General features: G+C 34.6%; 27 protein-coding genes and 1 tRNA gene. 12 read left to right on the top strand and 16 right to left on the bottom strand.

The window, feature by feature from the left end; all coding sequences use genetic code 11:
* Positions 1–16 precede the first annotated feature (16 nt).
* Together ACFSRZ_RS14840 and ACFSRZ_RS14835 are read right to left on the bottom strand one after the other, a co-directional pair.
* Positions 17–865 (bottom strand): GLPGLI family protein, encoded by an 849-nt coding sequence (locus ACFSRZ_RS14840; RefSeq protein ID WP_379667357.1) that lies wholly within the window; start codon positions 863–865, stop codon positions 17–19.
* Between the two features lie 119 nt (positions 866–984).
* On the bottom strand, positions 985–1,821 hold the full coding sequence (locus tag ACFSRZ_RS14835; protein ID WP_379667356.1) for a GLPGLI family protein: 837 nt from the start codon (positions 1,819–1,821) through the stop codon (positions 985–987).
* A 132-nt stretch (positions 1,822–1,953) separates the two neighbouring features.
* On the opposite strand from ACFSRZ_RS14835, the gene ACFSRZ_RS14830 reads away from it, so the two are divergent.
* From ACFSRZ_RS14830 to ACFSRZ_RS14820, 3 genes are all read left to right on the top strand, one after another.
* Positions 1,954–3,477 carry a sensor histidine kinase gene (locus tag ACFSRZ_RS14830; protein WP_379667355.1) on the top strand — a complete coding sequence of 508 codons (1,524 nt, stop codon included), beginning with the start codon at positions 1,954–1,956 and terminating at the stop codon, positions 3,475–3,477.
* A complete protein-coding gene (locus tag ACFSRZ_RS14825; protein ID WP_379667354.1) occupies positions 3,470–4,150 on the top strand; it encodes a response regulator transcription factor in 681 nt (226 codons plus the stop codon). The genes ACFSRZ_RS14830 and ACFSRZ_RS14825 overlap by 8 nt, the downstream gene beginning before the upstream one ends.
* Before the next feature lie 64 nt (positions 4,151–4,214).
* Positions 4,215–4,829, top strand: a complete 615-nt coding sequence (locus tag ACFSRZ_RS14820) for a deoxynucleoside kinase (RefSeq protein ID WP_379667353.1) — start codon at positions 4,215–4,217, stop codon at positions 4,827–4,829.
* Between the two features lie 100 nt (positions 4,830–4,929).
* On the opposite strand, the gene ACFSRZ_RS14815 is transcribed toward ACFSRZ_RS14820, so the two are convergent.
* The 4 genes from ACFSRZ_RS14815 to ACFSRZ_RS14800 all read right to left on the bottom strand — a co-directional run bounded on the left by ACFSRZ_RS14815 (position 4,930) and on the right by ACFSRZ_RS14800 (position 6,911).
* The gene (locus tag ACFSRZ_RS14815; RefSeq protein ID WP_379667352.1) at positions 4,930–5,187 is read right to left on the bottom strand and encodes a hypothetical protein; all 258 of its coding nucleotides are present in this window, start codon (positions 5,185–5,187) and stop codon (positions 4,930–4,932) included.
* Between the two features lie 63 nt (positions 5,188–5,250).
* The gene (locus tag ACFSRZ_RS14810; RefSeq protein WP_379667351.1) at positions 5,251–6,084 is read right to left on the bottom strand and encodes a mechanosensitive ion channel family protein; all 834 of its coding nucleotides are present in this window, start codon (positions 6,082–6,084) and stop codon (positions 5,251–5,253) included.
* 22 nt (positions 6,085–6,106) lie between these two features.
* Positions 6,107–6,340, bottom strand: coding sequence for a hypothetical protein (locus tag ACFSRZ_RS14805; protein ID WP_379667350.1), 234 nt, complete (start codon positions 6,338–6,340; stop codon positions 6,107–6,109).
* A 1-nt stretch (position 6,341) separates the two neighbouring features.
* Positions 6,342–6,911: an RNA polymerase sigma factor gene (locus ACFSRZ_RS14800; protein WP_379667349.1), complete on the bottom strand. Its 570-nt coding sequence runs from the start codon at positions 6,909–6,911 to the stop codon at positions 6,342–6,344.
* Positions 6,912–7,299: 388 nt separating this feature from the next.
* Between ACFSRZ_RS14800 and ACFSRZ_RS14795 the strand changes: the two genes are divergently transcribed.
* From ACFSRZ_RS14795 to ACFSRZ_RS14780, 4 genes are all read left to right on the top strand, one after another.
* Positions 7,300–8,163, top strand: a complete 864-nt coding sequence (locus ACFSRZ_RS14795) for a sigma-70 family RNA polymerase sigma factor (RefSeq protein ID WP_028891227.1) — start codon at positions 7,300–7,302, stop codon at positions 8,161–8,163.
* 125 nt (positions 8,164–8,288) lie between these two features.
* The gene (rpe, locus tag ACFSRZ_RS14790; protein WP_379667348.1) at positions 8,289–8,945 is read left to right on the top strand and encodes a ribulose-phosphate 3-epimerase; all 657 of its coding nucleotides are present in this window, start codon (positions 8,289–8,291) and stop codon (positions 8,943–8,945) included.
* An 11-nt stretch (positions 8,946–8,956) separates the two neighbouring features.
* Entirely contained in the window at positions 8,957–9,817 is an 861-nt protein-coding gene (locus ACFSRZ_RS14785; protein ID WP_379667347.1) for a bile acid:sodium symporter family protein, read from the top strand.
* Positions 9,818–9,821: 4 nt separating this feature from the next.
* Complete coding sequence (locus ACFSRZ_RS14780) at positions 9,822–11,171, top strand: exonuclease domain-containing protein (protein WP_379667346.1); 1,350 nt, start codon at positions 9,822–9,824, stop codon at positions 11,169–11,171.
* A gap of 26 nt (positions 11,172–11,197) precedes the next feature.
* On the opposite strand, the gene ACFSRZ_RS14775 is transcribed toward ACFSRZ_RS14780, so the two are convergent.
* The 8 genes from ACFSRZ_RS14775 to ACFSRZ_RS14740 all read right to left on the bottom strand — a co-directional run bounded on the left by ACFSRZ_RS14775 (position 11,198) and on the right by ACFSRZ_RS14740 (position 16,477).
* Positions 11,198–11,617, bottom strand: coding sequence for a CBS domain-containing protein (locus tag ACFSRZ_RS14775; protein WP_379667345.1), 420 nt, complete (start codon positions 11,615–11,617; stop codon positions 11,198–11,200).
* 170 nt (positions 11,618–11,787) lie between these two features.
* A complete protein-coding gene (locus ACFSRZ_RS14770; RefSeq protein ID WP_379667344.1) occupies positions 11,788–12,270 on the bottom strand; it encodes a hypothetical protein in 483 nt (160 codons plus the stop codon).
* A gap of 164 nt (positions 12,271–12,434) precedes the next feature.
* Complete coding sequence (locus ACFSRZ_RS14765) at positions 12,435–13,247, bottom strand: zinc-dependent peptidase (protein WP_379667343.1); 813 nt, start codon at positions 13,245–13,247, stop codon at positions 12,435–12,437.
* A gap of 122 nt (positions 13,248–13,369) precedes the next feature.
* The gene (locus ACFSRZ_RS14760; protein WP_379667342.1) at positions 13,370–14,476 is read right to left on the bottom strand and encodes a redoxin domain-containing protein; all 1,107 of its coding nucleotides are present in this window, start codon (positions 14,474–14,476) and stop codon (positions 13,370–13,372) included.
* Between the two features lie 683 nt (positions 14,477–15,159).
* Positions 15,160–15,233 (bottom strand) — tRNA-Arg (locus ACFSRZ_RS14755).
* Positions 15,224–15,469, bottom strand: a complete 246-nt coding sequence (locus tag ACFSRZ_RS14750; RefSeq protein ID WP_379667341.1) for a GIY-YIG nuclease family protein — start codon at positions 15,467–15,469, stop codon at positions 15,224–15,226. Before ACFSRZ_RS14750 ends, ACFSRZ_RS14755 begins: the two co-directional genes overlap by 10 nt.
* Before the next feature lie 64 nt (positions 15,470–15,533).
* Entirely contained in the window at positions 15,534–15,983 is a 450-nt protein-coding gene (locus tag ACFSRZ_RS14745) for a GatB/YqeY domain-containing protein (RefSeq protein WP_379667340.1), read from the bottom strand.
* A 41-nt stretch (positions 15,984–16,024) separates the two neighbouring features.
* Positions 16,025–16,477: a retropepsin-like aspartic protease family protein gene (locus tag ACFSRZ_RS14740; RefSeq protein ID WP_379667339.1), complete on the bottom strand. Its 453-nt coding sequence runs from the start codon at positions 16,475–16,477 to the stop codon at positions 16,025–16,027.
* Positions 16,478–16,528: 51 nt separating this feature from the next.
* Here ACFSRZ_RS14740 and ACFSRZ_RS14735 point away from each other — a divergent pair, with 51 nt between their 5' ends.
* The 5 genes from ACFSRZ_RS14735 (at position 16,529) to ACFSRZ_RS14715 (ending at position 22,547) form a co-directional block, all read left to right on the top strand.
* Positions 16,529–17,293 carry a TatD family hydrolase gene (locus tag ACFSRZ_RS14735; protein WP_379667338.1) on the top strand — a complete coding sequence of 255 codons (765 nt, stop codon included), beginning with the start codon at positions 16,529–16,531 and terminating at the stop codon, positions 17,291–17,293.
* The gene (locus ACFSRZ_RS14730) at positions 17,283–17,771 is read left to right on the top strand and encodes a methylated-DNA--[protein]-cysteine S-methyltransferase (protein ID WP_379667337.1); all 489 of its coding nucleotides are present in this window, start codon (positions 17,283–17,285) and stop codon (positions 17,769–17,771) included. Before ACFSRZ_RS14735 ends, ACFSRZ_RS14730 begins: the two co-directional genes overlap by 11 nt.
* 109 nt (positions 17,772–17,880) lie before the next feature.
* Complete coding sequence (locus ACFSRZ_RS14725) at positions 17,881–21,258, top strand: hypothetical protein (RefSeq protein ID WP_379667336.1); 3,378 nt, start codon at positions 17,881–17,883, stop codon at positions 21,256–21,258.
* A 179-nt stretch (positions 21,259–21,437) separates the two neighbouring features.
* A complete protein-coding gene (locus ACFSRZ_RS14720; RefSeq protein ID WP_379667335.1) occupies positions 21,438–21,989 on the top strand; it encodes a DUF3575 domain-containing protein in 552 nt (183 codons plus the stop codon).
* 57 nt (positions 21,990–22,046) lie between these two features.
* Positions 22,047–22,547 carry a DUF3575 domain-containing protein gene (locus tag ACFSRZ_RS14715; RefSeq protein ID WP_379667334.1) on the top strand — a complete coding sequence of 167 codons (501 nt, stop codon included), beginning with the start codon at positions 22,047–22,049 and terminating at the stop codon, positions 22,545–22,547.
* Between the two features lie 57 nt (positions 22,548–22,604).
* Here ACFSRZ_RS14715 and ACFSRZ_RS14710 read toward each other — a convergent pair whose 3' ends face one another.
* A complete protein-coding gene (locus tag ACFSRZ_RS14710) occupies positions 22,605–24,149 on the bottom strand; it encodes a glycine--tRNA ligase (protein WP_379667333.1) in 1,545 nt (514 codons plus the stop codon).
* Between the two features lie 45 nt (positions 24,150–24,194).
* A complete protein-coding gene (locus tag ACFSRZ_RS14705; protein WP_379667332.1) occupies positions 24,195–24,716 on the bottom strand; it encodes a class I SAM-dependent methyltransferase in 522 nt (173 codons plus the stop codon).
* Between the last annotated feature and the right edge of the window lie 89 nt (positions 24,717–24,805).

Genomic DNA, 24,805 nt, shown 5'->3' with positions numbered 1-24,805 from the left:
TATTTGATTATCTTTTTTAGAATCTACCTCTTCCTCTGCCTCCGCCTCTACTTCTGAAGCGTTCTTGCATTTCTTCGGTTTTCTTTTTTATAATGGCGTTGTATTCTTCTCTTGTTACTTTATCTCCTTTTTTAGGAGCTTTGATCTCTACTTTCTCTTCAGGGTTTAGTACAATTTCTGTACACAACATAGTTGTTCTTCCTGCATTGATTTCTAAGATTAACCCCGGTAATCCCCAGTAATCGTCCGGACCTGTACTTACAGGAATCTCAGGCGTATACCAAGCTGTAACTAGAACTGTTTTCTTCTTTTCTACTTCTTTGGTTTTTACAGAGTCTTTTCCTTTGTCATTATTTCTTCTTCCTCTTCTTCTAAAAGATGTCCAGTCGAACTCATTATCTTCCTTTACCAAGGTAGCTTTGTAACAAGTATACTGTCCTATTTTTTTAGATTCGGTTCCTAATTCCCATTGAGGTTGACCTGATTTGTCTGTGATCAAGAACTTTTTTCCAAAGAATTCTGATGACTCTATTACTTTTCCGTCTTTCGTATTCTTGTAAACCGATCCTCCGGCAGAACCTCCAAATCGGAAACCTCTTCCTCGTCCGGCTCCAGGAGTATCTAACTTGGCATTTTCTTTAAAGTTAGATTCAGTTTGATTGAAATTCAACGTATAGGTCTTCTCCAAGAAGTTCTTCATACGTTCCATGATCTGTTTTTTTCTTTGCTCAGACATTTGATCTCCACCCCAGGCATTTAAATCAACCGTGGTTTTAGACATGTAAGTAGCTTTTCCTTGAAATCCTTTCTGCGAAAAAACAGTAAGAGAAAAGAACACTAACAGCAGTGTAAATACTTGTTTCATTGTTATTTGGCTTTAGTTTTTATTAAATTACGGCTTATACTGATGTGTAAGACTGAAAAAAAAGCCAAAAGTTTAATCTTTTAAAAAAGATTTTAAACAAAGTTTATTTTTTCATGGATTTAACCTCCGATTCTTATCTCCATTTGATTACCGTCTCCACGTCTACTACGGAACCTTTCCATCATCTCTTTTGATTTTTTTCTCGAGATCTTTTCAAACTTATCTCTAGTCACTACTTTTCCTTTTTCAGGAGCTTTGATGCTTGGCTTTTCAGACGGATTCAATACGATCTCAGTACACACAATGGTCAAATCTCCATCGTTAACTTCTAAGATCAACCCTGGTAATCCTGTATAATTTCCCGGACCATTACTTACAGGAACATCTGTAGTATACCATGCTGTAGTGGTTCTCATTTCTTTCTTTGTTACTTCTTCCGGCTCTCCGTTTACCATTTTCATCTCTATATTTTCTACTTCTCTTTCGTAAGTAGCCTTGTAACAAGTATATTTTCCAATGTTCTTTGTTTCTCCGGTCAGTTTCCAATCGTACTCAACCAAATCATCTTTAATTAAAAAGATTTTCCCCATCAAATCTGTTTTGTTGACCATCTTCTTTTCTTTGATATTCTTGTAGAGTACATCGTTTCCTCCACCACCTCCAACAACTTGCACCATTACATTTCCTCCTCCTATTTGAGGTCGAGGTGCATTTAATTTCACATCTTCTTTATATGTAGATTCTGATCTGTTGAAGTTTAGGACAAAGGTTTTTTGAAACATTTTTTTCATTTGTGCTTCAATCTGACTTTGTAACCCCGGATTAGTTGCAGCTTCTGTACTGTCTAATTTAAAGTCCATTTTTCTATGGGTTTTATAAGTGGCTTTCCCATAAAAATCTTGTGCAGAAATGGATACTGACAAGAAAAAGAGTAACATAAAGATCTTGTTTTTCATGTGTTCTAATGATTTTTAATTTCAATTTTTGATGATACAAATATGAAATTCCATTTGACAGATATCGGTTAATGAATGTTAACTAGTGTTAACCGATTCTTTTTTTTGATTCTAACTAATTACTTTTGAGGCATGAACACCAAAAAATACAATTGGATACTTTACTTAATTACAGCTACTATTATAACTACAGTAGCTGTACAATTGTATTGGAACTACAAGAATTTCCAAGAAAATAGAACTCGTGTTGAGAATGAAGTTCAAATAAGTTTAGATACTGCTATCGAAGAGTATTACAGTAACCTATCTAAAAACAACTTCTTTTCTATAGTGAGCTCCGATAGCATTCAGTTTCACGACCACATCTTTGGAGATATTTTTATTGACAGTTCATATGAACCTACAGATAGCTTAGAATACAATGTTACTGTGGGTGTTGGTAAAAGCAAACAAGCCATTCGTTTAAAAGGATCTCCTTCTCTATTAGACTCTTTACGTTTAAAAGAAAGTTTGGTCTCCAAAGCCTTTAAAAGAGGACAGCGAAAAACTATAGAAATGCTACCTTTTGTTTATGAGGATAGTATCATTAGAAAATTTATAGCCGATAGTACTAAAGTTGCAAAAGGAATTCAATCTGTTTATATAGCGCTAACAAATGATGATTTGAACTTCTCTCGTTTAGATTCTTTATTAAATAAGCAATTGCAAGCAAAGGGTATTGAAACTGATTATTATTTTGATTATTTGAATTATAGTTTCACAAAAGAAACTACAAGAGGTAAGGATGAAAAGACGCTCGCAAATCATGTAAAGTCTAAGTCTACTTATTTAAGACCCATGCAAGAATTGCGTTTGTATTATTCTGATCCAACTTTGGCCGCTCTAAAGAAAAGTTTTACGGGTATCTTATTGTCTTTACTTCTTTCACTTACTGTTATAGGTAGTTTATTTTACTTGCTTAGAATCATCAACAGGCAAAAAGAATTGGCAGAGATTAAAAATGATTTGATAAGTAATATTACACATGAGTTTAAAACCCCAATTGCTACTGTGTCTACTGCAATTGAGGCTATTGAGAGTTTTAATGTGATCGATGATAAGGAAAAGACTCAAAAGTATTTATCTATGTCGTCTTTACAGTTGAAAAAGCTTCATCAAATGGTTGAAAAACTTTTAGAGACGGCTACCTTAGATTCTGAGAGACTAATCTTAAAAAAAGAACAAATAGACCTAATTGATCTTACTTCTAAGATCACGAAGAAACATGAATTGCTTACCAACAAAGAGTTAACTTTCTCTTCAAATATTGATGCTAAACTATTGAAAGTAGATTTGTTTCATTTTGAGAATGCCATTTCTAACTTGATCGACAATGCCATCAAGTATGGTGGCGATCATATAGAAATCAATGTAAACTCTGTTCTTAATACTACTATCATATCTGTTGCAGATGATGGATCGGGAATCGAAAAAAATCAGCAAGAGAAGATTTTTGATAAATTCTATCGAATTCCAAAAGGAAATAGACATGATGTAAAAGGATTTGGAATTGGCTTGTACTATACCAAAAAGATCATAGAAAAGCACGAAGGGAAAATTTCGCTTCAATCTACTCCAAACAATACTGTTTTTAAAATAACATTGCCTCATGAGTGATTCTATTAAAGTTGTTTTAGCAGAAGACGAACCTAGCTTAGGTCAGATTGTTCAAGAAAGCTTGGAAACAAGAGACTTTACTGTATTTCTTGCTACTAATGGAGAAGAAGCTTATGAGTTTTATAGTAAAGAAGATCCTGACATTCTTGTATTGGATGTAATGATGCCTAAAAAAGATGGTTTTACGTTGGCCAAAGAGATACGAGAAGAAAACAAGTCTATTCCTATTATTTTTTTAACTGCCAAGTCTCAAACCAAGGATGTTTTAGATGGTTTTCAGCATGGAGGGAACGATTATCTTAAAAAACCCTTCTCTATGGAGGAGCTAATTGTTCGTATCCACGCACTCTTAGATCGTATCAAATTAAAAAGGGATCATGAGAACATGAGTATTGGAGATTATGTTTTTAATTATACCAAACAAAGCCTTCAACATCCTAATGATACAGTTCTTCTTACGCATAGAGAATCTGAATTACTTTTCCATTTGTATCAAAAGAAAAACGAAATCTTAGACAGGACTTTTATTCTTAAAAAGCTTTGGGGCGATGATGATTTCTTTAATGCACGTAGTATGGATGTGTTTATCAGCAAGCTACGCAAGAAGCTTTCGAAGGATGAAAATGTCCAAATAATCAATGTTAGAGGCTATGGTTATAAACTCACATTTTAGGCTTTAGGAATTCTAAATTTTGATTACCTTTAATCCCCCTATCTCAACTTTAGAATTCTAAATTATGCATGTAGCCATCGCCGGAAATATTGGTGCCGGAAAAACAACATTAACACGATTATTAGCAAGACATTACAATTGGAAACCTCATTACGAGTCTGTAGATGAAAATCCGTATTTGGACGATTTTTATGGAGAGATGGAGCGTTGGTCTTTTAACCTTCAAGTATACTTTTTGAACAGTAGGTTCAGACAGATCCTTGAACTTCGTCAATCCGGAAAGAAAATTATCCAAGACAGAACCATCTATGAAGATGCGCATATTTTTGCTCCCAACCTTCATGCAATGGGCTTAATGACCAACAGAGATTTTGGCAATTACAGTTCTTTGTTTGAGTTGATGGAAAATTTGGTAACTCCACCAGACCTTCTTATTTATTTAAGAGCTGATATTTCTACATTGGTAGGTCAGATTCATAAAAGAGGCAGAGAATATGAGAATTCTATTAGCATTGATTACTTAAGTAGATTAAACGAGCGTTACGAGGCTTGGATTTCTACTTATAAGAAAGGGAAGTTGTTAATTATTGATGTAGACAACTTAGATTTTGTAGACAATCAAGAAGATCTTGGGTACATTATAGACAGGATAGATTCACAGATCAACGGATTGTTCTAAAAATCTCACACATATAAAAATCAAAAGACCGCTTTTAAAAGCGGTCTTTTTTTAGCTTAACGCTAATTAAAATAATAGTCTCCCCCGTTTGCCTATTATTTTACTTTCTAATCACCATGAACGTATAAGCTGAATTTCTACTTTTTCTTTTCTCTCTCTTCATAATCTCATGACCTATCACAATAGCGATAAAGTCAAAGATCAGAACTCCTCTAACCAAAGTAGTATATAATGATTCTTTCTCTAAAACTGTATCGAAGTAAAAAACAGCAAAGCTGAGTGCAATAAATACAGTTGCAGAAATAAGTAGTACGGTACTTAAAAAATCTATTCTCTTTTGTGAACTATTTAGTTTCATTTTGTTGTGCTTTCTATTCTTTTGACACAACTTTTTTGATCAGGTCACAAAAAATCTAGGTTTTTATTCAATAATTTTGATTTGGCTGTCTACAATATCTTTGATAGGATAGACAATTCTACCTTCTTCCGTATTGATTACCAGACAGATATTATCAATTGATTCAATGACTCCAATGGTGTCATTTATTTTTATTTTTTGTCCGATTTCTAAATTTTTTCTTGAATAATATCCAAATAATAATCGCTTGATCACATCTGTAGATCCAATTCCAAAGGCAATAGTGAATGCCAAAAGAACAGATCCTAGAATTAAGGAAAGATTGCTAGTAATTAAATCGGTATTAACTCCTGCTTGATTTAACGCAGTAACCGAAACAATGATGGCAATCAAATAAAATGCGATGTTCCCTACCAAATTGCCTCCGGTAAGCTCTAGCGATTTAAACATAGACACCAATGCGTTCTTTACCATATTGGCGATATAAATTCCGATTCCAAATATGATAAGGGCACTAACTAGCTTTGGTAAATAGGCAATTAGATTTCCTAATTGTTCTGAAACCATTCGTAAGCCTAGAAGTTCGGCTCCAATGATCACGAAGATCAGAATCAATATCCATTTGATAGTTGCTAGAATAATCTTGGTAGGTTCAATCTTAATTTTGGCTTCTCCAAAGATTTCATCGATCTTTAACTTCTCTGGTAAGCTATCGATATTGGTAAATCCTAGTGCTTTTTTTACCAAGTAAAGAATCACTTTTAAGATGATCCATACTAGGACCAAAAATCCTATTCCTAGTAATAGCTTTGGTAAGAAAGCTAAAAAGTCGTTCCACAAATTTGTCAAAAAGCTAAAATCAAGATCTGATTGTAACGGGATTAATAATGTTCTCATGGCGCTTGTATTAGTTAGTTATTTATTCTTCTTTGTTGTTTTCGTTTTCATCGTCGTTTTCGTTTTCTTCTTCTTTATGTTTTTGGGGTGTAGAGATCCCATCAACAATGTCTTCTATTGTTTTAGGGTATTTTACCACAAACAGATCGGCCACGTCAATCGTTAGTTTGATCATCGCAACGTCATTCATTACCTTATCTCTTAAGAGCTTCGGTACTTCTTCGTGGTTTAATATTTTCTTAAACGGATTTTCCATACTACAATCCTTTGCATATTTGTACTACTTTTTCTTTAGCTCTCTTAAGCCTCATCTTAACTGCACTTTCACCTAATTCTAACAATTGAGATATTTCTTTAATAGACATATCATCTTGATACTTCATCAGTAAAATCATTTTATCATTCGGGTCAATCATTTGCATTGCTTTTGCCAATTGATCCGATCTAAGAGCAAATAATGTAGCGTCATCAATTTCTTCTACAGAAGCATCTTCCTTTATCTGATCTGTAACTACGGTTACCTTTTCTTTTTTCTTATTGCTGTTTCTCTGTACGTAATTGACACAGAAATTATAGGTAAACGAATACAGCCAGGTAGAGAATTTTGATGCTCCTTTAAATGTTCTCAGTTTTACAAACAGTCGAATAAAGACATCATGTGTCAGGTCTTCAGCCTCCTCTTTACTGTTGGCAAAACCATAACACTTGTTGTATACCACAGAAGCATAACGGTCATACAATACCGCAAATAAATGGGTATCATTTGTCCGAACAATTTTAGCAACCAATTCTTCGTCGCTTAATGTTGTTACTCCTTTAGTTTTCAACTATAACTAAACCTTTATCTTATTGAGACACAAAGACTTCATAAAAGTCACATTCTTAAGAATACTAAATGTAAGAATACTTTATATATTTTTTGGCTAAACATAGAAAAAGCCATCTTTTTCAGATGGCTTTTTTGTGAATGTTACTCCACATGAACGATAGATGTCCCCCAACCTCTATCAATTCGATACTAAATCTCAAATTATTAACATATGTTAATTCCGCAAATATAGCAAATAAAGTGCTAAACTACAGTATCTAAACAGCTATTTTTAGCTTTTATTGCTTCTTTAAAAAAATATCATCTTTTTGTAACATTTATACAACGACATCCGTATAATGATATGTAACGACAGTATTAATCCTTAATATTTTCCATAAAATTACATGAGACAACTTAAAATTACAAAGCAGGTTACCAACAGAGAAACCGCATCGTTAGACAAGTATTTGCAGGAAATCGGTAAAGTAGATTTGATCACAGCTGATGAAGAAGTAGAATTAGCTCAAAGAATTAAAGCCGGAGATCAAAGAGCTTTAGAAAAATTAACAAAGGCAAATTTACGTTTTGTGGTGTCTGTTGCTAAGCAGTATCAAAATCAAGGATTAACATTACCGGACTTAATTAATGAAGGAAACTTGGGATTGATCAAAGCAGCTAAGCGTTTTGATGAAACCAGAGGTTTTAAATTTATTTCTTACGCTGTATGGTGGATTCGTCAATCTATCTTACAAGCATTAGCAGAGCAATCTCGTATCGTTCGTTTGCCATTGAATAAAATTGGATCTATTAATAAGATCAATAAGATGTATGCTTTCTTGGAGCAAGAAAACGAGCGTCCGCCAAGTGCAGAGGAAATTGCTAAGAAATTAGACATGACGGTGAATGATGTAAAAGAATCTATGAAGAATTCTGGACGTCACGTATCTATGGATGCTCCTTTAATTGAAGGAGAAGATTCTAACTTATATGATGTATTGAATTCTGGAGAATCTCCAAACCCGGATAAAACTTTATTACACGAGTCTTTACGTATCGAGATCAACAGAGCTTTAGAAACTTTGACCCCTCGTGAAGCTGATGTAGTAAAATTATACTTTGGATTGGGTGAACACCAACCAATGACTCTTGAAGAAATCGGAGAAACATTTGACTTAACTCGTGAGCGTGTTCGTCAGATCAAAGAAAAAGCCATTCGTCGTTTGAAGCACACTTCAAGAAGCAAGATTTTGATGACGTATTTAGGGTAATCCTTCGACTCAAGTCAGGGTCCTTAAAATTGTAAATATCTTATGAAAAACTCTCGAAAATTATTCGGGAGTTTTCTTTTTTATATGTGTATTTTTATCCAACTAAAATTCACAACACAACTTACATGAACAAACTAATTGCACCTTCTATTTTAGCAGCAGATTTTGCAAATCTTCAAAGAGATATTGAAATGGTTAATGCTAGTGATGCCGACTGGTTTCACATTGATATTATGGACGGCGTTTTCGTTCCTAATATTTCTTTCGGAATGCCTGTATTAAAAGCCATCTCTAAGCATGCAACAAAAACCATTGATGTTCATTTGATGATCGTAGACCCGGATCGTTATATTCAAACATTTGCCGATTTGGGAGCTAATGTTCTTACTGTACACTATGAAGCATGTACACACTTACACAGAACAATTCAAGCTATTAAAGCTGCCGGAATGAAAGCAGGAGTAGCCTTAAATCCTCATACTCCTATTGCTGTTTTGGAAGACATCATCAAAGACTTGGATCTTGTATGCATTATGAGTGTTAATCCCGGATTTGGAGGACAGTCTTTTATCGAGAACACCTATAAAAAGGTAAGCCAATTGAAGCACTTGATCGAATTTTCAGAATCTAACTGTCAAATTGAAATTGATGGTGGAGTAACAGATCAAAACGCCAGTGCTTTGGTTGAAGCCGGTGCAGATGTATTGGTAGCAGGAAGCTTTGTATTTAAAAGTGAAGACCCAACTGCTACTATTGCCAACCTTAAAGCGATTACTAACTAATATGTAACATCATGGATCAAACATCAGCTATCATTCTAGCCGTTTCCCTCATGATCATCATGCTGGGGATGGGACTATCCTTGGTTGCTGATGATTTCAAACGAATATTTGTTCAACCCAAAGCCATTATCATCGGTCTTATAAATCAACTAATTTTATTACCGTTGATCGCTTTTGGCCTTGTATTGGCATTTCCAGTATCGCCGGAGATTGCTGTTGGGGTAATGATCTTAGCGGCTTGCCCGGGTGGCGCTACCTCCAACCTAATTTCACATTTAGCAAAAGCCGATACGGCTTTGTCTGTAACATTAACGGCTTTTAGTAGCTTTATTACTATTGTAACGATTCCTTTTATTGTTAACTTTTCATTAGAACAGTTCTTGGATCAGAGCAATCAAATACAGCTAGATATTGTTCAGACTTTCTTACAGATCTTGATGATCATTATCATTCCGGTATCTATTGGAATGCTCATTAGAAAGTACAGAGAATCTTTTGCTTTGAGAATGGGAAAACCTGTACATATAGCTTCTGCTCTGGTGTTGATATTGGTTATTGTAGGAATTATTATCAAAGAGAAAGATAATTTGGCCGAGTCTTTTCGTCAAGCGGGATTGGTTGTGGTTTGTTTGAATATCCTAGTGATGTTTGTGGGATATTATTCTGCTAAACTGTTGAAGGTAACTAACAAAAGAGCTTTATCTATTGCCATTGAATCCGGAATCCAAAACGGAACCTTAGGAATTACAGTTGCTGTGGTTCTTTTGGGAAATACTGAGTTTGCCATCGTATCTGCAATCTATGGAGTATTGATGTTCTTTACCGGAGCTGTTGCCGTGTATATTGGAACTCTTCAGAGTAAGAAACAGTAATCCTTTGTATTCGGTTATCGATATAGAAACCACCGGAAACGGGTATCGTGGTCAAAAGATCACCGAGATTTCTATTTTCTTATTTGATGGTGAAAAGATTGTAGACGAATACACCACTTTGGTGAACCCGGAGCAAACTATTCCTGCATTTATTACCAATCTTACAGGTATTACAGATGCCATGGTACGAACGGCTCCTAAGTTTTATGAGATTGCAAAAAAAGTGGAACAAATGACCAAAGACACCATTTTTGTGGCTCATAATGTGAACTTCGATTACAATATTATCAAAGATGAGTTCAAAAGTTTGGGTTTTGACTATTCTAGAAAAAAACTGTGTACTGTTCGTTTGTCCAGAAAGATCATACCGGGACTCAAGTCCTATAGTTTAGGAAATATTTGTAGTTATGAAGGGATTGAAATTGCCGAGCGACATCGGGCAAAAGGTGATGCTGAAGCTACCGTAGAACTCTTTCGAAGACTTATTGAGCGTGATGATCGTTTTGTTATTAATAGTTTTTTGAATCACCGATCCAGACAGGCTACATTACCTCCTCTTTTGGATAAAAAAGTAGTGGATGAGTTACCTGAAACACCAGGAGTCTACTACTTTAAAGATTTGCAAAAGGATGTGATCTATGTGGGGAAGGCCAACAACATCAAACAACGTGTTATCAGTCATTTTTACGATAAGAAAAAGAAAGAAATCTCCATGTGTTTGGAAACTGCTGACATCACTTATCAAGAAACAGGCAGCGAACTTCTGGCTTTGCTAAAAGAATCGGCAGAGATCAAGCATATATACCCCAAATACAACAGAGCTCAAAGAAGAGCTAATGAAGCTGTAGGCTTGTTTTCTTATGAAGATCAGAAAGGAATTCTTCATCTTGCTTACAATAGGTTGAAGCTGGTTCCTAACTCTATTATGAAGTTTTACAATATTTCTGAATGTAGAAATCTTTTAGAACGAATCTGTGAAGAGTTTGAGCTGTGCCCTAAATACTGTCACCTACAAACCAATGTAAATGTTTGTTTTCATTATCAAATAAAAAAATGCAAAGGGATTTGCTCCGATAAAGAGGCTGTAGAAACGTATAATAAACGGGTAAAAGAAGCTATTGAATCTCTTGGATTGCAGGCTGAAGACATGGTAATTAAAGAAAAGGGAAGAACTAACAATGAGATTGGCTTTGCTCTAATTCTCAATGGCATATACAAGGGATATGGATATTTAGATAAGGAAATTGTTTTAGAGAATCCGGATGAATATCTTTTCTACGTACAGCCCCAAAAAGACAACAGAGATATTCAGCGTATCTTACGATATTACCTTAATAAAAGAGAGGCTTCTTAAGAAGCCTCTCAACCATCCAAACCTACTCAATATTGTTCCAACAAATACTCGATCAAATCTGTCGTTGTCACAATACCGACTAATTCACTATTGTCAACTATGGGTAAAGCATGGAATTCTTTCTCCGCTAGAATTTCGGCCACTTCTTTGATTGTTGTTTGCGGAGAAACTTTTACCAGTGCTTTCGCCATCACTTGCTCTATGGTAAACATATTATATACCATGGTATCTACATCTGTTTCATACTCGTCTACTGCATCTGCATAACTAATTCGCAATAGATCTGTAAAACTTAACATCCCTATAATTTCTTTTCCACTTACTACCGGGATATGTCTGATGTTATGTGTTTTAAATAGTTTTTCTGCTGTTGTTAGATCATCTGTATGGTTTACAGTAATCAGGTCTTTTGTCATTATTGTAGATACTGGCATTCTTTTTTTCATGGTCTTTGGTTTTAAATTCTATACCAAATTTCACGAGAAAAGAGTCTAAAAAAGATGACTTTTGTCATTGTATAAAAAGAATGTTGGTACTATCTTTTGTAGGATACAATGCTGTAAAAAAGAAAACTCCTTTTAAAAAGGAGTTTGTTATATCTGGAAAGAAAAGGGTACTAGCTTTTACTTAATCGTTTATTAATCTTGTCTGTTTTTCCTTCGTCTGCCACTCCTGCTTTCAAGACTTTGATATTTCTTAAAATCAATTTTTTAATATTTGATTTATATACTTTATCATTTGCTCTTAATCCCACATCTCTTAAAACATCGTACATCTTACCTGAGCAACCTGAATAGTATTTAGGAATGAATCTAATAGATACTTTTCCAAGTTTTCTACTTCCAAAATAAAGGTCGGCACTAACATCGTGAATCTCTATCTCTCCCGGTTTAGGCCAAAGTGAAGTTCCTACTTGGCTTTTCCCATATGCTTTTCCTTTGTATTTATACTGGGTAAAAGTAGCTTTCTTATCATAGGCCACTCCTAATTTTACTTGCCCTTTACAGTTAACAAATTGATATTTGAATTTTACATCTTTAAAGTCAAATCCATCTTTTTCTCCCGGGAATAAAACATTTCCTCTTTCTAAAGATATCATCTGTCCGTAAGCATTTGACTTCTGTGCACTCACAGAAAGAGTAACACAAAGAATAATTAAAAAAGTTATCGATCTCAAAGTTCTTCTACATTTATAAATTCGTAAATTCTAGTTCGCAAAAATAATACCAAAAATTTTAACGGAATATCTTTCTCAAAACATTCTTAATAATGAAGGAAATTGAAGTTTAACATGGTCTTGATCTTCTTATAGATTCTTGGGAATTGAGCTCTGAACTCATCAGGGGTTTCAATAAAAGTTTCGATCAAAACAGCTATAAACTCATATTGATTTTCGAAAGCATATCTTCTAAAGTAGTTAGATGCCAAGATTTGCTTTCGTACACTTTCATTGTTCTGTAAATAGTTCATCAATCGTTGATATCCTCTTCTAAAGATCATAGAACTTACATCTCTTTCTTGCAATGATTTGATATGAATAATATGCGTAAACTCATGGATTCCTAAGTTTACATTATCATCTTTGGTATGAATTCCTTCTAAAAAATGTTTCCAGGAAAAGACCACTGTTTTGTATTTGGGGTTGAACTCTCCCTTATGCTTTCTTTGTGTTGAAGTAGAAAGAAAAACATCTGGATATACCAAGATCTTATCGAAAACATCTGTAATAAACTTTCGTTTTCCAAATGTTAGTATTATGTATGAAGAGCCTATCAACACACGCGTTCTAACATCTATAGCATGACCTTCTCTACCAATAAACTCATAAGTTCGTAAGAACGTGGTTAATCTATGTTCAAAGTGTTCCTGATATCGTTTGTCTAATTTTTTATAAAAATCTACCTCACCGCTTAATATGGTCTTTTGCTGTTTGGAAAGTCTTTTTTTGATTTTGGAAGTATGAGCTATAGGTGTACGGTTGAAGATAGAAGAACTTAGTTTTTCTATCCCACGAATCACAAAACCTAAAAAGGCTGATATAGGGGCTTTATAGCTCGATATTGAAGTATACTTCATAGGGGGTTAACGAAGGAACAAGATAGGTATTATTTATGAACCACTAAAAGCTCGACAAAGATTACTTCTTTTCTCAAATCAACAAATCTCATATTGGTATTAATTCCGTTTCTTCATTTTTTTTATTTATCTAACACTTTTGCTAATTCTTGTATAAGGTCATCTTCATAACTAATGCGCTTCAAAATTTCTCCCTCTGGGCTTAATAGAAAACTTGTGGGGATTTCTTCTATTCCATATTTAAATGCTGTTGGGCTTCTACCCATATTAGTTAGATTAGAAAAATTAACCCAATCAATATTTAATTGATTACTCACTTTTCTCCATGATTTTTCATCAACATCAAAGGAGTAGTTTACTATTGTAAAATTGTTATCTGCATATTTTTCTTTAATGGTAGGGAAATTTCTTTTTATCTTTTTAATGCAGGGGGCACACCAAGAAGCCCAAAAATTTAGTAAAATATAATCTCCTTTATAGTCAGATAATTTAATCTTTTTTCCTTCTAAGTCTTTACCTGTAATCTCCGGAGCAACATCTCCTACATTAACAATAGAAGATTCCATGTATTCTTTTAACAGTATCCCTTTAGGAGACTCTTTTAGTTTTGAGGGTAGTTTGTTATAGTAATTATCTAATTGCTCTTTAGAATACTCTTCCTTATAATTGATCATTTCTGATAAAGAAAAATAGTTATTGGAGTTTCTCATTAAGAAATCATAGGAAACCTTATATATAGTATCTAAATATTTCTCATATTCTTTTTCTTTAATCTCATATTCTTTTTCACCAATTAAATTACTTGTTAATTTATTGTAAGCCTCAGCTTTTTTATTGTAATAGGGTTCTGTTAATTTTAAATAATTTTGAATGATTGGATTAATTTTTTCACTTTTCACATAAGGTGAGTAACTCATTCCTGTTTCTTTTAATGTTTCTTTATCTGAATTTATAGAAATCTCCCCTTGCTCAATCCAAAACTGAATCATGAGAGTATCTTCTTTAATTAAAACAGCTGCCTCGTAAGGATATTCAATTACGTCTTTAAATTCAAAAGCTTCATTTTTTACAATGGTTGAATCCATTACTTGAAATTTATCATAATTAAACAACAAGACTTTAGACTCTTCTTTTATTCCTTTTATATGAGCTTTTAAATGGAATGTATTGTTGTTTTTACTTGTACATCCAACAATAAAAATTACTATTAAAAAAATACTTCTTTTCATAAAGTGTTTTATTTTTTTATGATTATAAACTATTAGCCGTTACCTACTCAAACTTTTCAGTTTCTACCTCTTATCGCGCAATAAACTTGTTATACAACATTTTTTGCTCTGAATTTTAGAGGAGGGATAAACTTCAAGATTAAATTTTCAGTGAGGGTTTCTGAATTAAAACTTTAAAAAAAGTACTCACACTCTAGATGAGCTTTTAAGTTTTCTGTAATTGAGGAAATATTCTGTACTATACAGTACAGGTAGCAAATATAAGATGTGTTTTTATATTTCAAGTAAGGATGCTCCCTACTTTTAGCAAGCCAACACCTTACTTTTCTTTTTTGTGTTTGATAATTCTTTTTAAAAGAATTACAATGAATAATTAAACAAGGTATATCTATAAAAAACTCTTCTAGACAAAGCCCTCCTAGATGCAGGTTGGTCTGCTTTGAAAATAATTCAAACAACTCTTGTAATCAGGATTGTATTTCCTGACAAAGCTCCGCTTTGAAAATAATTCAAACAATTCTTGGAGCAGGATTATATTTCCTGACAAAGCTCCGCTTTGAAAATAATTCAAACAATTCTTGGAGCAGGATTATATTTCCTGACAAAGCTCCGCTTTGAAAATAATTCAAACAAAAAAACGCTCAAGCAAGCTTGGCGTTTTCTCTTATCGAATTATTTATTCGTGACCCCGGCAGGATTCAAACCTGCAACCCTCAGAGCCGAAATCTGATATTCTATTCAGTTGAACTACGGGGCCTTAATTATCGTTTTAATAAAATCTCGCCCAATGCCAGATTTTAAATACTTTTCTCTTTCTCTTGCTAAAACTCTGGTTTCTACTTCTTCTTTATAAATAATACTCCAAGGAACAAATGCCTTCGTAGATTTATTCCTCTTAGCATTATGCTCTTTCAATCTCCTCTCTAAGTTATTTGTGAATCCTGTATAAGTTCTACTGAATTTTTCGCTATACAGAACATAAACATAGAACATTCTTTTTCATTTTTTCAGTTGAACCCTGCCTGCGGCAGGCAGGTACGGGGCCTATGTTAAAAACTTATGCTAAGTTTTTACGTACGATCCCCGAGATGGTTTTTCCATCAGCCTGACCGGCCAACTTCTTAGAAACAATTCCCATTACTTTCCCCATGTCTTTCATTCCTTCTGCTCCAACTTCTGCAATGGTTGCTACTACCACTTTTTCTATTTCTTCTTCAGACAAAGCTTCCGGTAAGAATTTTTCTAATACAGCAGCTTCTGCCAACTCAGGATCAGCCAAATCTTGCCTTCCTTGTTCTACAAAAATAGCAGCACTATCCTTGCGTTGTTTTACCTGCTTTTGAATGATCTTCATTTGTTGCTCATCTGTCAAACCATCTCCTGCACCAGCTTCTGTTTTTGCCAATAAGAAGGCAGATTTTAGAGCTCTTAACGCTTGTAAAGCAACTGTATCTTTCGATTTCATCGCTGCTTTCATCTCTTCCATTACTTGCTTTTCTAAACTCATTTTTTGTCTGTATTTTAGGTGTTCAAATATACAATTCTCCTCTAGAATTTCTTAGGCTTTCTAAGGTATAATACTTTCTTATCGTAATCTATAATTGCTTTTCCTTTTTCTAAGACATCTGCTCCTATAATTCCGTGTACTTCTTCTGCTTCGTGTTGAGTTAATGCCGCATTTACATGTGTTAGGTCAAACAACACCAAATGGCATTTTTTGGTCTTCCACTTTCCAATTACTAAAGTATTGTCATTGGATTGTTGTGTTTCCATATCTGTAGCTCCTGCTCCTGCAGCTTTGGTTTCACTCTCTTCTGCATCCAAATTAAAACGCTCTATCATATCCAATCCCACACAAGAGTTAGATGCTCCTGTATCTAGAATAAATCTTCCTTTTATTCCATTGATCTCTGCATCCAATTCTAAATGATTGGTTACAATCTTTCTTAACTTGATCTTTCTATATTTCTTTTTTTCTAATAGTTTTTTCAGACTGCTCATTTGCGTATTTTTACGTCCTCTGAAAAGGAGGACTACAAAAATACATTTTAAATGATTACAGATACACATACGCACTTATATTCTGAACAATTTGATCAAGATAGAGGAGTTATCATGCAGCGCGCTTTTGATGCCGGTGTCAATCGTTTTTTTATTCCTGCTATCGATAGTTCTTATACACAGCGAATGTTAGATCTGGAACAACGTTTCCCGGATCATGTACATCTGATGATGGGCTTGCACCCTACATCTGTTCAAGAAAATTATAAAGAAGAATTACAGCTTGTTCGTGAATGGATTGACAAACGTGATTTTTGTGCCATCGGAGAAATAGGAATTGATTTGTATTGGGATAAATCGTTTTTAGAACAACAACAAGACGCTTTTAGAACTCAGATTCAATGGGCAAAAGAAAAAAAACTTCCGATTGCTATTCATTGCAGAGATGCTTTTGATGAGATCTTTGAAGTATTGGAAATGGAAAAGGGAGATGATCTTCGTGGTATTTTTCACTGTTTTACCGGAAATATCGATCAGGCGCATCAAGCTATCTCCTATAACATGAAACTGGGAATTGGTGGTGTTGTAACTTTTAAAAACGGGAAGATTGACAAGTTTTTAGACCAGATCGATCTTAAGCATATTGTGTTGGAAACTGATTCTCCTTATCTAGCTCCAACTCCATACCGAGGAAAGCGAAATGAAAGCAGTTATTTAAGCTTGATTGTTGACAAATTGGTAGATATTTACGGTCTGACTTTCGAAGAAATTGCCGAAATTACAACTCAAAATTCAAAAGAGGTTTTTGGAATCTAAAACTACATATTACAAGACACCTATTGGTACTGCAGAGATTATTGGAGATGAAAACGGAATTCAATCTATCTCTGTACTTGATGAAGATATTTCAACTTTGAGCAGCACAAATGATATTCCGGAAGTACTTCAGGATTGTGTGACTCAATTGGATGAATATTTTAAAGGTGAACGTGTTAATTTTGATTTGAAACTTAATCCAAAGGGAACCGATTTCCAGAAAACGGTTTGGGAAGAGCTTTTGAATATTCCTTATGGAAAAACACGTACTTATTTAGAGCAAACCAAACATATTGGTGATCCAAAAGCCATTCGTGCTGTGGCTTCTGCCAACGGGAAAAATCCTATTTGGATAGTTATTCCTTGCCATCGTGTCATTGGGTCTGACGGTTCTCTTACCGGTTATGCTGGAGGTGTGTGGCGTAAAAAATGGTTGTTAGATCACGAAAGCCCTGTAAAGCAACAATCTTTGTTTTAAGCAAGTCTTTGCGATTCCGAGAATTCGGAAGAAGCAATCTGCTTAAAAAAATTACTTCGTAATGACATTCATAAACAAACTAATTTTATTATTCCTACGTTTGTAGTGTATGGCAAAAAGAACAGCGTTTTTACTGCTATGTTTTGTTGGGTTCTTTGCTCAGGCTCAAATCTCTTCATCTGACTTTCGATCTAAAAAGATCATTGTCACCAAGGATACCATACGGTTTGACTCAGTTCCAATCAATCCGCAAAGATTCAAAGTTCTCAGCAATCAAAACAAAGTTTTGTTCCCTTCCGAATATCAAATTCTTTTTAATGATGCCATTTTGATCATCGATTCCAAAAAGTATCGAGAGATTACCATTGAATATTTTCGATTTCCTGAGTTTTTAACTCGAGTCTACAGTCCTTTCGACAAACGGCTCATTGTTCCCAATAACAGCAATACCGGAACTTTATATAGTTTAACCACGAACAAAAAAGCTACAGAACTGAAGCTTTTCGACGGACTTAAAACCAGTGGATATATTAGTCGAGGACTTACGGTTGGAAACAATCAAAGTACCGTTACCAATTCTTCTATGGATCTAACCATTGAAGGAAAACTCTCCGACAAAGTTTCGATCAGAGCTAATATTTTCGACACCAATATTCCTCTGCAAGACAACGGATACAGCCAAAGCATTACCGATTTTGATCGGATTTTCATAGAATTGTTTAGTGAAGATTGGCGAGTAAAAGCCGGAGATTTGAGCTTAAACAATCAACAGAGTTATTTTCTTCGATTCGAAAAACAGGTTGCCGGATTGGAAGTAGAGGCCAACATCAATAAAAACACCAATGTATTGGCTTCTGGAGCTGTAGTAAGAGGGCAGTTTACTTCATACAATTTTGTAGGTGTTGAAGGAAATCAAGGACCATATAAGATCTTTGGTCCCAATAACGAACCTAATATTGTTATTATAGGTGGCAGCGAACGTGTTTTTGTTAATGGTTCTCAGATCAGAAGAGGTCCTAATGAAGATTATACTATTGATTACAATATTGGAGAGATTCGTTTCAACACCAAATTCCCAATCACGAATGATATGAGAATCCGTGTTGAGTTTCAATTCTCAAATAGAAATTATACACGCTTTATCACCTATGAAAAAGCACGCTATTCCGGAGAGAATTTTCAAATTGCTGGGTATTTCTACAATGAAAACGACGTTAAAAATCAACCCATCCAATTAAGCCTAACGGATGCTCAAAAGCAAATCTTGGCTAATGCCGGAAATAACCCTGACCTTATGGTTGCAGAGAGTGCTTTTCCGGACACATTTGATCCTAACAAGATCTTGTACAGACGTATTCAAGTAGGTAGTGTTGAGGTTTTCGAATATTCTACAAATGAAAATGACCAGTTGTTTAACGTACGTTTCACCAATGTAGGAAGCAATCAGGGTGATTATGTTCTAGATCAAACTTTGGCTACCGGAAATGTCTTTGCTTATGTAGGTCCTAACTTAGGAGATTACAATCCTATTGTTCAGTTGACAGCGCCCGAAAAGCTACAGATTGCCATGGTAAACTCACAATACAAACCCAGTGAAAAGACATCACTTTCTGCTGAGTTAGCGTTTAGCAACAACGATCGAAACTTATTTTCGAGTATCGATAACAATCAAAATACGGGAGCGGCCACCAAATTGAACTGGCAACAAACGTTATTGGATAAAAAGTGGCAATTGTTGAGTCATGCTGATTATTTGTTTATCCATAAAAACTTCAATACAATTCAACGTTTTCAAGCTGTTGAATTCAATCGAGATTGGAACTTGGTCAATCCACAAGGAAATCAAAGTTTACTGGATTTAGGCTTAACACTTAAAAACAAGGAGAATGATTACCTGACTTATGCTTTTAAACAGTTGGAGTTTTCAGATAACTACAAAGGAAGCAAGCATGTACTCAACTCTCAGATGAAATTAGACTCGACATCTTTTTATGTACATAGTAGTTTCTTGGACAACAATTCTGAGATTCAAGAGAATACTTTTCTGCGCATCAAAGGTGGGTTAGAACATAGTTTTAAGAGATCTTGGGCAGGTGCTTTTGTAAATATTGAATCTAATGACGGAACTTTAAACACAACTCAAGAAGCGTTGAGCACCAACCATCGCTTTAAAGAATATGAGGGATATATAGGTGTTGGAGATAGCACAAAGGTATTTGCCAAGTTTGGAATTAATTACAGAGATAACGATAGTATTAGAAGCAATCAGTTTACTCAGATCAATAATCGAAAAACCTTTTATGCAGACACTCGATTGATCCAAAACGAAAGAACCAGTCTCTCTATATATGCCAATTATAGAATTACAGAAAATGCATTTACTGATGACGAGAAAGCATTGAATTCAAGAGTTGTATACAACCAGCGTTTTTTCAATAATTTTCTAAACATTGGTGCTTCGTATGAAACTTCTTCGGGAAATGTAGCACGTCAGGATTTTGTATATGTGGAGGTTGAACCCGGACAAGGTTTTTATACTTGGATCGATTACAACAACAATGGTATTCAAGAGTTTGACGAATTTGAAATTGCTCAGTTCCAAGATCAAGCAAACTATCTGAGAGTGCCATTACCCAACTTGCGTTTCATTGCAACTCAAAGAGCCAAATGGAATCAATCCATCTCTTTAGATGCCAAGCAATGGAGTCAAAAAACCGGAATTAAAAAAGTGCTTTCTCATTTTTCAAATCAGTTTTTCTTAAGCATCAACAATGAACAAGAGCGTGTTGGAAATTCTTTCAATCTAAATCCTTTTGATTTAGATGAAACCAAGCAAATTAGTTTGAATTACAACATCAGAAATAGTCTTCATTTTAATAGAGGTTTGCAACGTTATAGCACCAGTTATACGTATAGTACTTCTGAAAACAAACAACAATTTCTTATTGGAAATCAAGATATAGACACTAAGGTTCATCAATTAACATTTCAGCACAAACTTGGAAAATACTGGTTGTTAGATCTTCTAGGGAAAGTGGCTGAGAACAATTTAGAAACTGAGAACTTCTTAAATCGAAATTACCAGATCGATGAGTTGGAGCTAAGCCCTAAATTCAGTTACGAGTTGAATCAGAGCAATCGTTTTTCGGCTTTTTATCATTACAAGACAAAAGAGAATCAACTACAGAGTTTTGAAGAGTTGAAACAGCAGAAGTTGGGGGTTGAATATTTTTATACCGGAAAGGAGAAATCGCAATTCAATGCAAACTTTACTGCTTTCTTTAATGACTTCCAAGGCGATTCTAATTCACCTGTGGGTTATCAAATGTTGGAAGGTTTACAAGAAGGAACCAATTACACATGGACTTTCTTATGGAGTCAAAAGTTAAACTCGTTCTTAAACCTCAACTTCAATTACCGAGGGCGAAAAAGCGAAAACTCAAAAACCATCCACACGGGAAATATTCAGCTACGAGCTATTTTCTAAAATAGCATTGGCTTTTGTGCAACCTTTTTCTTTTTTCTGCATCTGTTTAGTATAAACTAAACTTGAAAAAAATTGCAGGTATAAATCAAATGTCTTTTATCAAAAAAAAAACCTTGTTTTACAGATACGGCACACTTGTTGTTATTTGCAAACCTTTAAACTTTAAAAAATTCATACTTATGAAAAAATTATTACCTATCGTATTTTTTTGTTTTTCGGCAATCGGATTCGCACAAGACGATCCTTATCCGCAAGATGTAAATAAGAAACATGAGGTTTCTATGAATGCCTTAACGCTTATTGTTTCTGAATGGATTGATCTTTCGTACGAATACCTGATCAACGAAGAGTCTTCTTTTGGTATTGATGTTCAATTTGGATTGGACAACAACAATGATTTTGAATCTTATAGAAACTTCTCTATCACACCAAACTATAGAAGATACTTCTCAAATAAATACGCTAGAGGATTTTATGTGGAAGCTTTTGGAATGATCCACTCTACAGAAGAGGACATCGATATCTTCCTAAGTTCTACAAATACGTATACCGTTGAAGTGGATAAACGCACCGATTTCTCTTTAGGAATCTCTGTAGGAGGAAAATTTGTAACCAAAAACGGATTTGTTGCCGACGTTTTCTTAGGTGTAGGAAGAAATCTATTCAACAGCGAGAACGATTTTTCTGAAGTAGCCGGAAGAGTTGGTATTTCTTTGGGATATCGTTTCTAATAAATTTCACACTAAGTTTGTATACTTTTCGTTATACAAGTAGTAAATTTATTTGCAATGAAAAAACTCACACTCATTCTTTTCCTTTTTTGTTCCGGAGCTGTTTTAGCTCAGGAAGAATTCAAAGTGAACATCACAGATGCTTTGGCTCTAAAAACATTGAATGTATCTTATGAGCATTATGTAACTGAGCAGACTTCTGTAGGTGTATCTGCATTGTTTAATTTTGAGAACGAGAGTTCTGATTTTCGATACAATGAAGATCAAATGTTTACGCCTTTTGTGCGACATTACTTTTCTACTCAAAGTACATGGAACTTATTTGGAGAACTCTTTTTTGCTTATAACAAAGGAGATGAGGAAACTGTGGTAAACAACATACCTGTTTCTGAAGATTATTCTGATGGAGCCTTAGGTTTGGCTATCGGATATAAATATATTTCTTCCGGAGGGTTTACTGTGGATGTACACGGTGGTTTAGGACGAAATTTGTTTAGCAAAGATTCGCCTACCATTGTTCCCAGAGTGGGAGTTAATATTGGATTTCAATTTCAATAACATATCATAAAAAAGCCCACGAAAATTCGTGGGCTTTTTCTATATAATCGATTCTTCTTAGTTGCATTTCATCAACCAAGTCTTCACATCTGTTTCTTGTTTAATTAAAGCATGTAGATCTTCGATCTTCACACGCTTTTGCTCCATCGTATCTCTGTAACGTACTGTTACTGTTTGGTCTTCTATTGTATCGTGATCTACTGTGATACACAATGGTGTTCCGGCTGCATCTTGTCTTCTGTAACGACGTCCAACTGCATCTTTCTCGTCGTACACAACACTAAAATCCCACTTTAAGCCTTCTACAATTGTTTCTGCAATAGCAGGCAGACCGTCTTTCTTTACCAATGGTAAAACAGCTACTTTCGTAGGTGCCAATACCGGAGGCAGACTCAATACAGTTCTGGTTGAACCATCTTCCAATTCTTCTTCTTTTAAAGAGTTTGAAAAAACGGCTAAAAACATTCTGTCTAATCCGATAGATGTTTCCACCACATAAGGGACATAGCTGGTGTTATCTTCATGGTCGAAGTACTGTAATTTCTTTCCTGAATGCTCCTCGTGAGCTTTCAAATCGAAATCTGTTCTTGAGTGAATTCCTTCTAATTCTTTGAATCCAAATGGAAACTTAAATTCTATATCAGCAGCAGCATCTGCGTAATGCGCCAATTTATCATGATTGTGAAAACGGTAGTTCTCTTCTCCCATTCCTAAACTCAAATGCCATTTCATACGAGTTTCTTTCCATTTCTCGTACCATTCTTTTTGAGTTCCCGGTTTTACAAAGAATTGCATTTCCATTTGTTCAAACTCACGCATTCTAAAGATAAACTGTCTGGCTACAATCTCATTTCTAAATGCCTTACCTGTTTGTGCAATTCCAAACGGAATTTTCATTCTTCCTGTTTTTTGCACGTTCAAAAAGTTCACAAAAATTCCCTGAGCTGTTTCAGGTCTTAAATATACTTGGGTAGAACTATCGGCAGAAGCTCCTAACTGAGTTCCAAACATCAAGTTAAACTGCTTTACATCTGTCCAGTTTTTTGATCCTGATACCGGGCAAGCAATTCCTAAATCAACAATCAAGTTCTTAAACCCTTCTAGATCATTTTCTTCCTGAACTCTTGTCAACTCCTCAGTGATCTCATCAATTTGTTTTTGACGTCTTAAAACATTAGGATTCGTGCTTCTAAATTCTTCTTCATTAAAAGCTTCTCCAAAACGTTTTTTTGCTTTTGTGATGTCTTTATTGATCTTCTCATTGATCTTCTCTCTGAAATCCTCAACCAAAACATCAGCTCTATAACGCTTTTTAGAATCTTTATTGTCAATTAAAGGATCGTTAAACGCATCTACGTGGCCGGAAGCTTTCCAGGTTGTTGGGTGCATTAAGATTGCAGCATCAATTCCTACAATGTTCTCATGCATTTGTACCATTGCTTTCCACCAATAGTCACGAATATTTCTCTTTAACTCAACTCCATTTTGAGCGTAATCATATACCGCACTCAATCCGTCATAAATTTCACTGGATTGAAAGATATAACCGTATTCTTTTGCGTGCGATATTACTTTCTTAAACTGATCTTCTTGCTTTGCCATAATGAGGGCAAAGATACAGGATTCATAAAAGTTATCAAGAGAAATTTAATTGACTTTTTTACATCTATAAATAAAAGCAGGCGGGACATTTAACATTTCAAAATCTAGGGATATAGATTCTTTAAATACCTGTTTGAGCTTTTTAAAATACGTAGGGGTATATTGAAATTGAACAAATGTCCCGTGCTTTTCCAAGCAAGCATATGAGTTTTGCAAAATGTTTTGTGAAACGGGATCGGGTATGTTGGTTAGTGGTAAGCTGGAAACAATGTGACAACTTTTGGTGTAGCCCAGTTTTTCCAATTCTTCTTTTACATTTTCAGCAGACTTTTTTAAGACGATCAATTGAGGATTGTTTAGCTTTTTAAGCTCATTATAAAAATGATCGTTAATCTCAAAGCACACCAATTTAGCATTGGGCTGTAATTTACTTAGTATTCTTTTGGTGATCTTTCCATTTCCGGGACCTAATTCTACAATAAGGTCTGCTGTGGAAAAATCGATTTTATTAAGCATTTTGCTTGCTAGAAACCGAGAACTTGGAGTGATGGTTCCTGAGGTTCTCATATTCTTAATAGCAATTTTGAAAAATTTATATCGGTTTAGCAAGGTTGGATTTTTTAAAACTTATAGTATCTAGACAGGATTACCCCTCC

It is taken from the genome of Pseudotenacibaculum haliotis, from assembly GCF_042684245.1.
Classification (GTDB): Bacteria; Bacteroidota; Bacteroidia; order Flavobacteriales; family Flavobacteriaceae; genus Polaribacter; species Polaribacter haliotis_A.
This window is presented reverse-complemented; position numbering and strand designations above follow the sequence as displayed.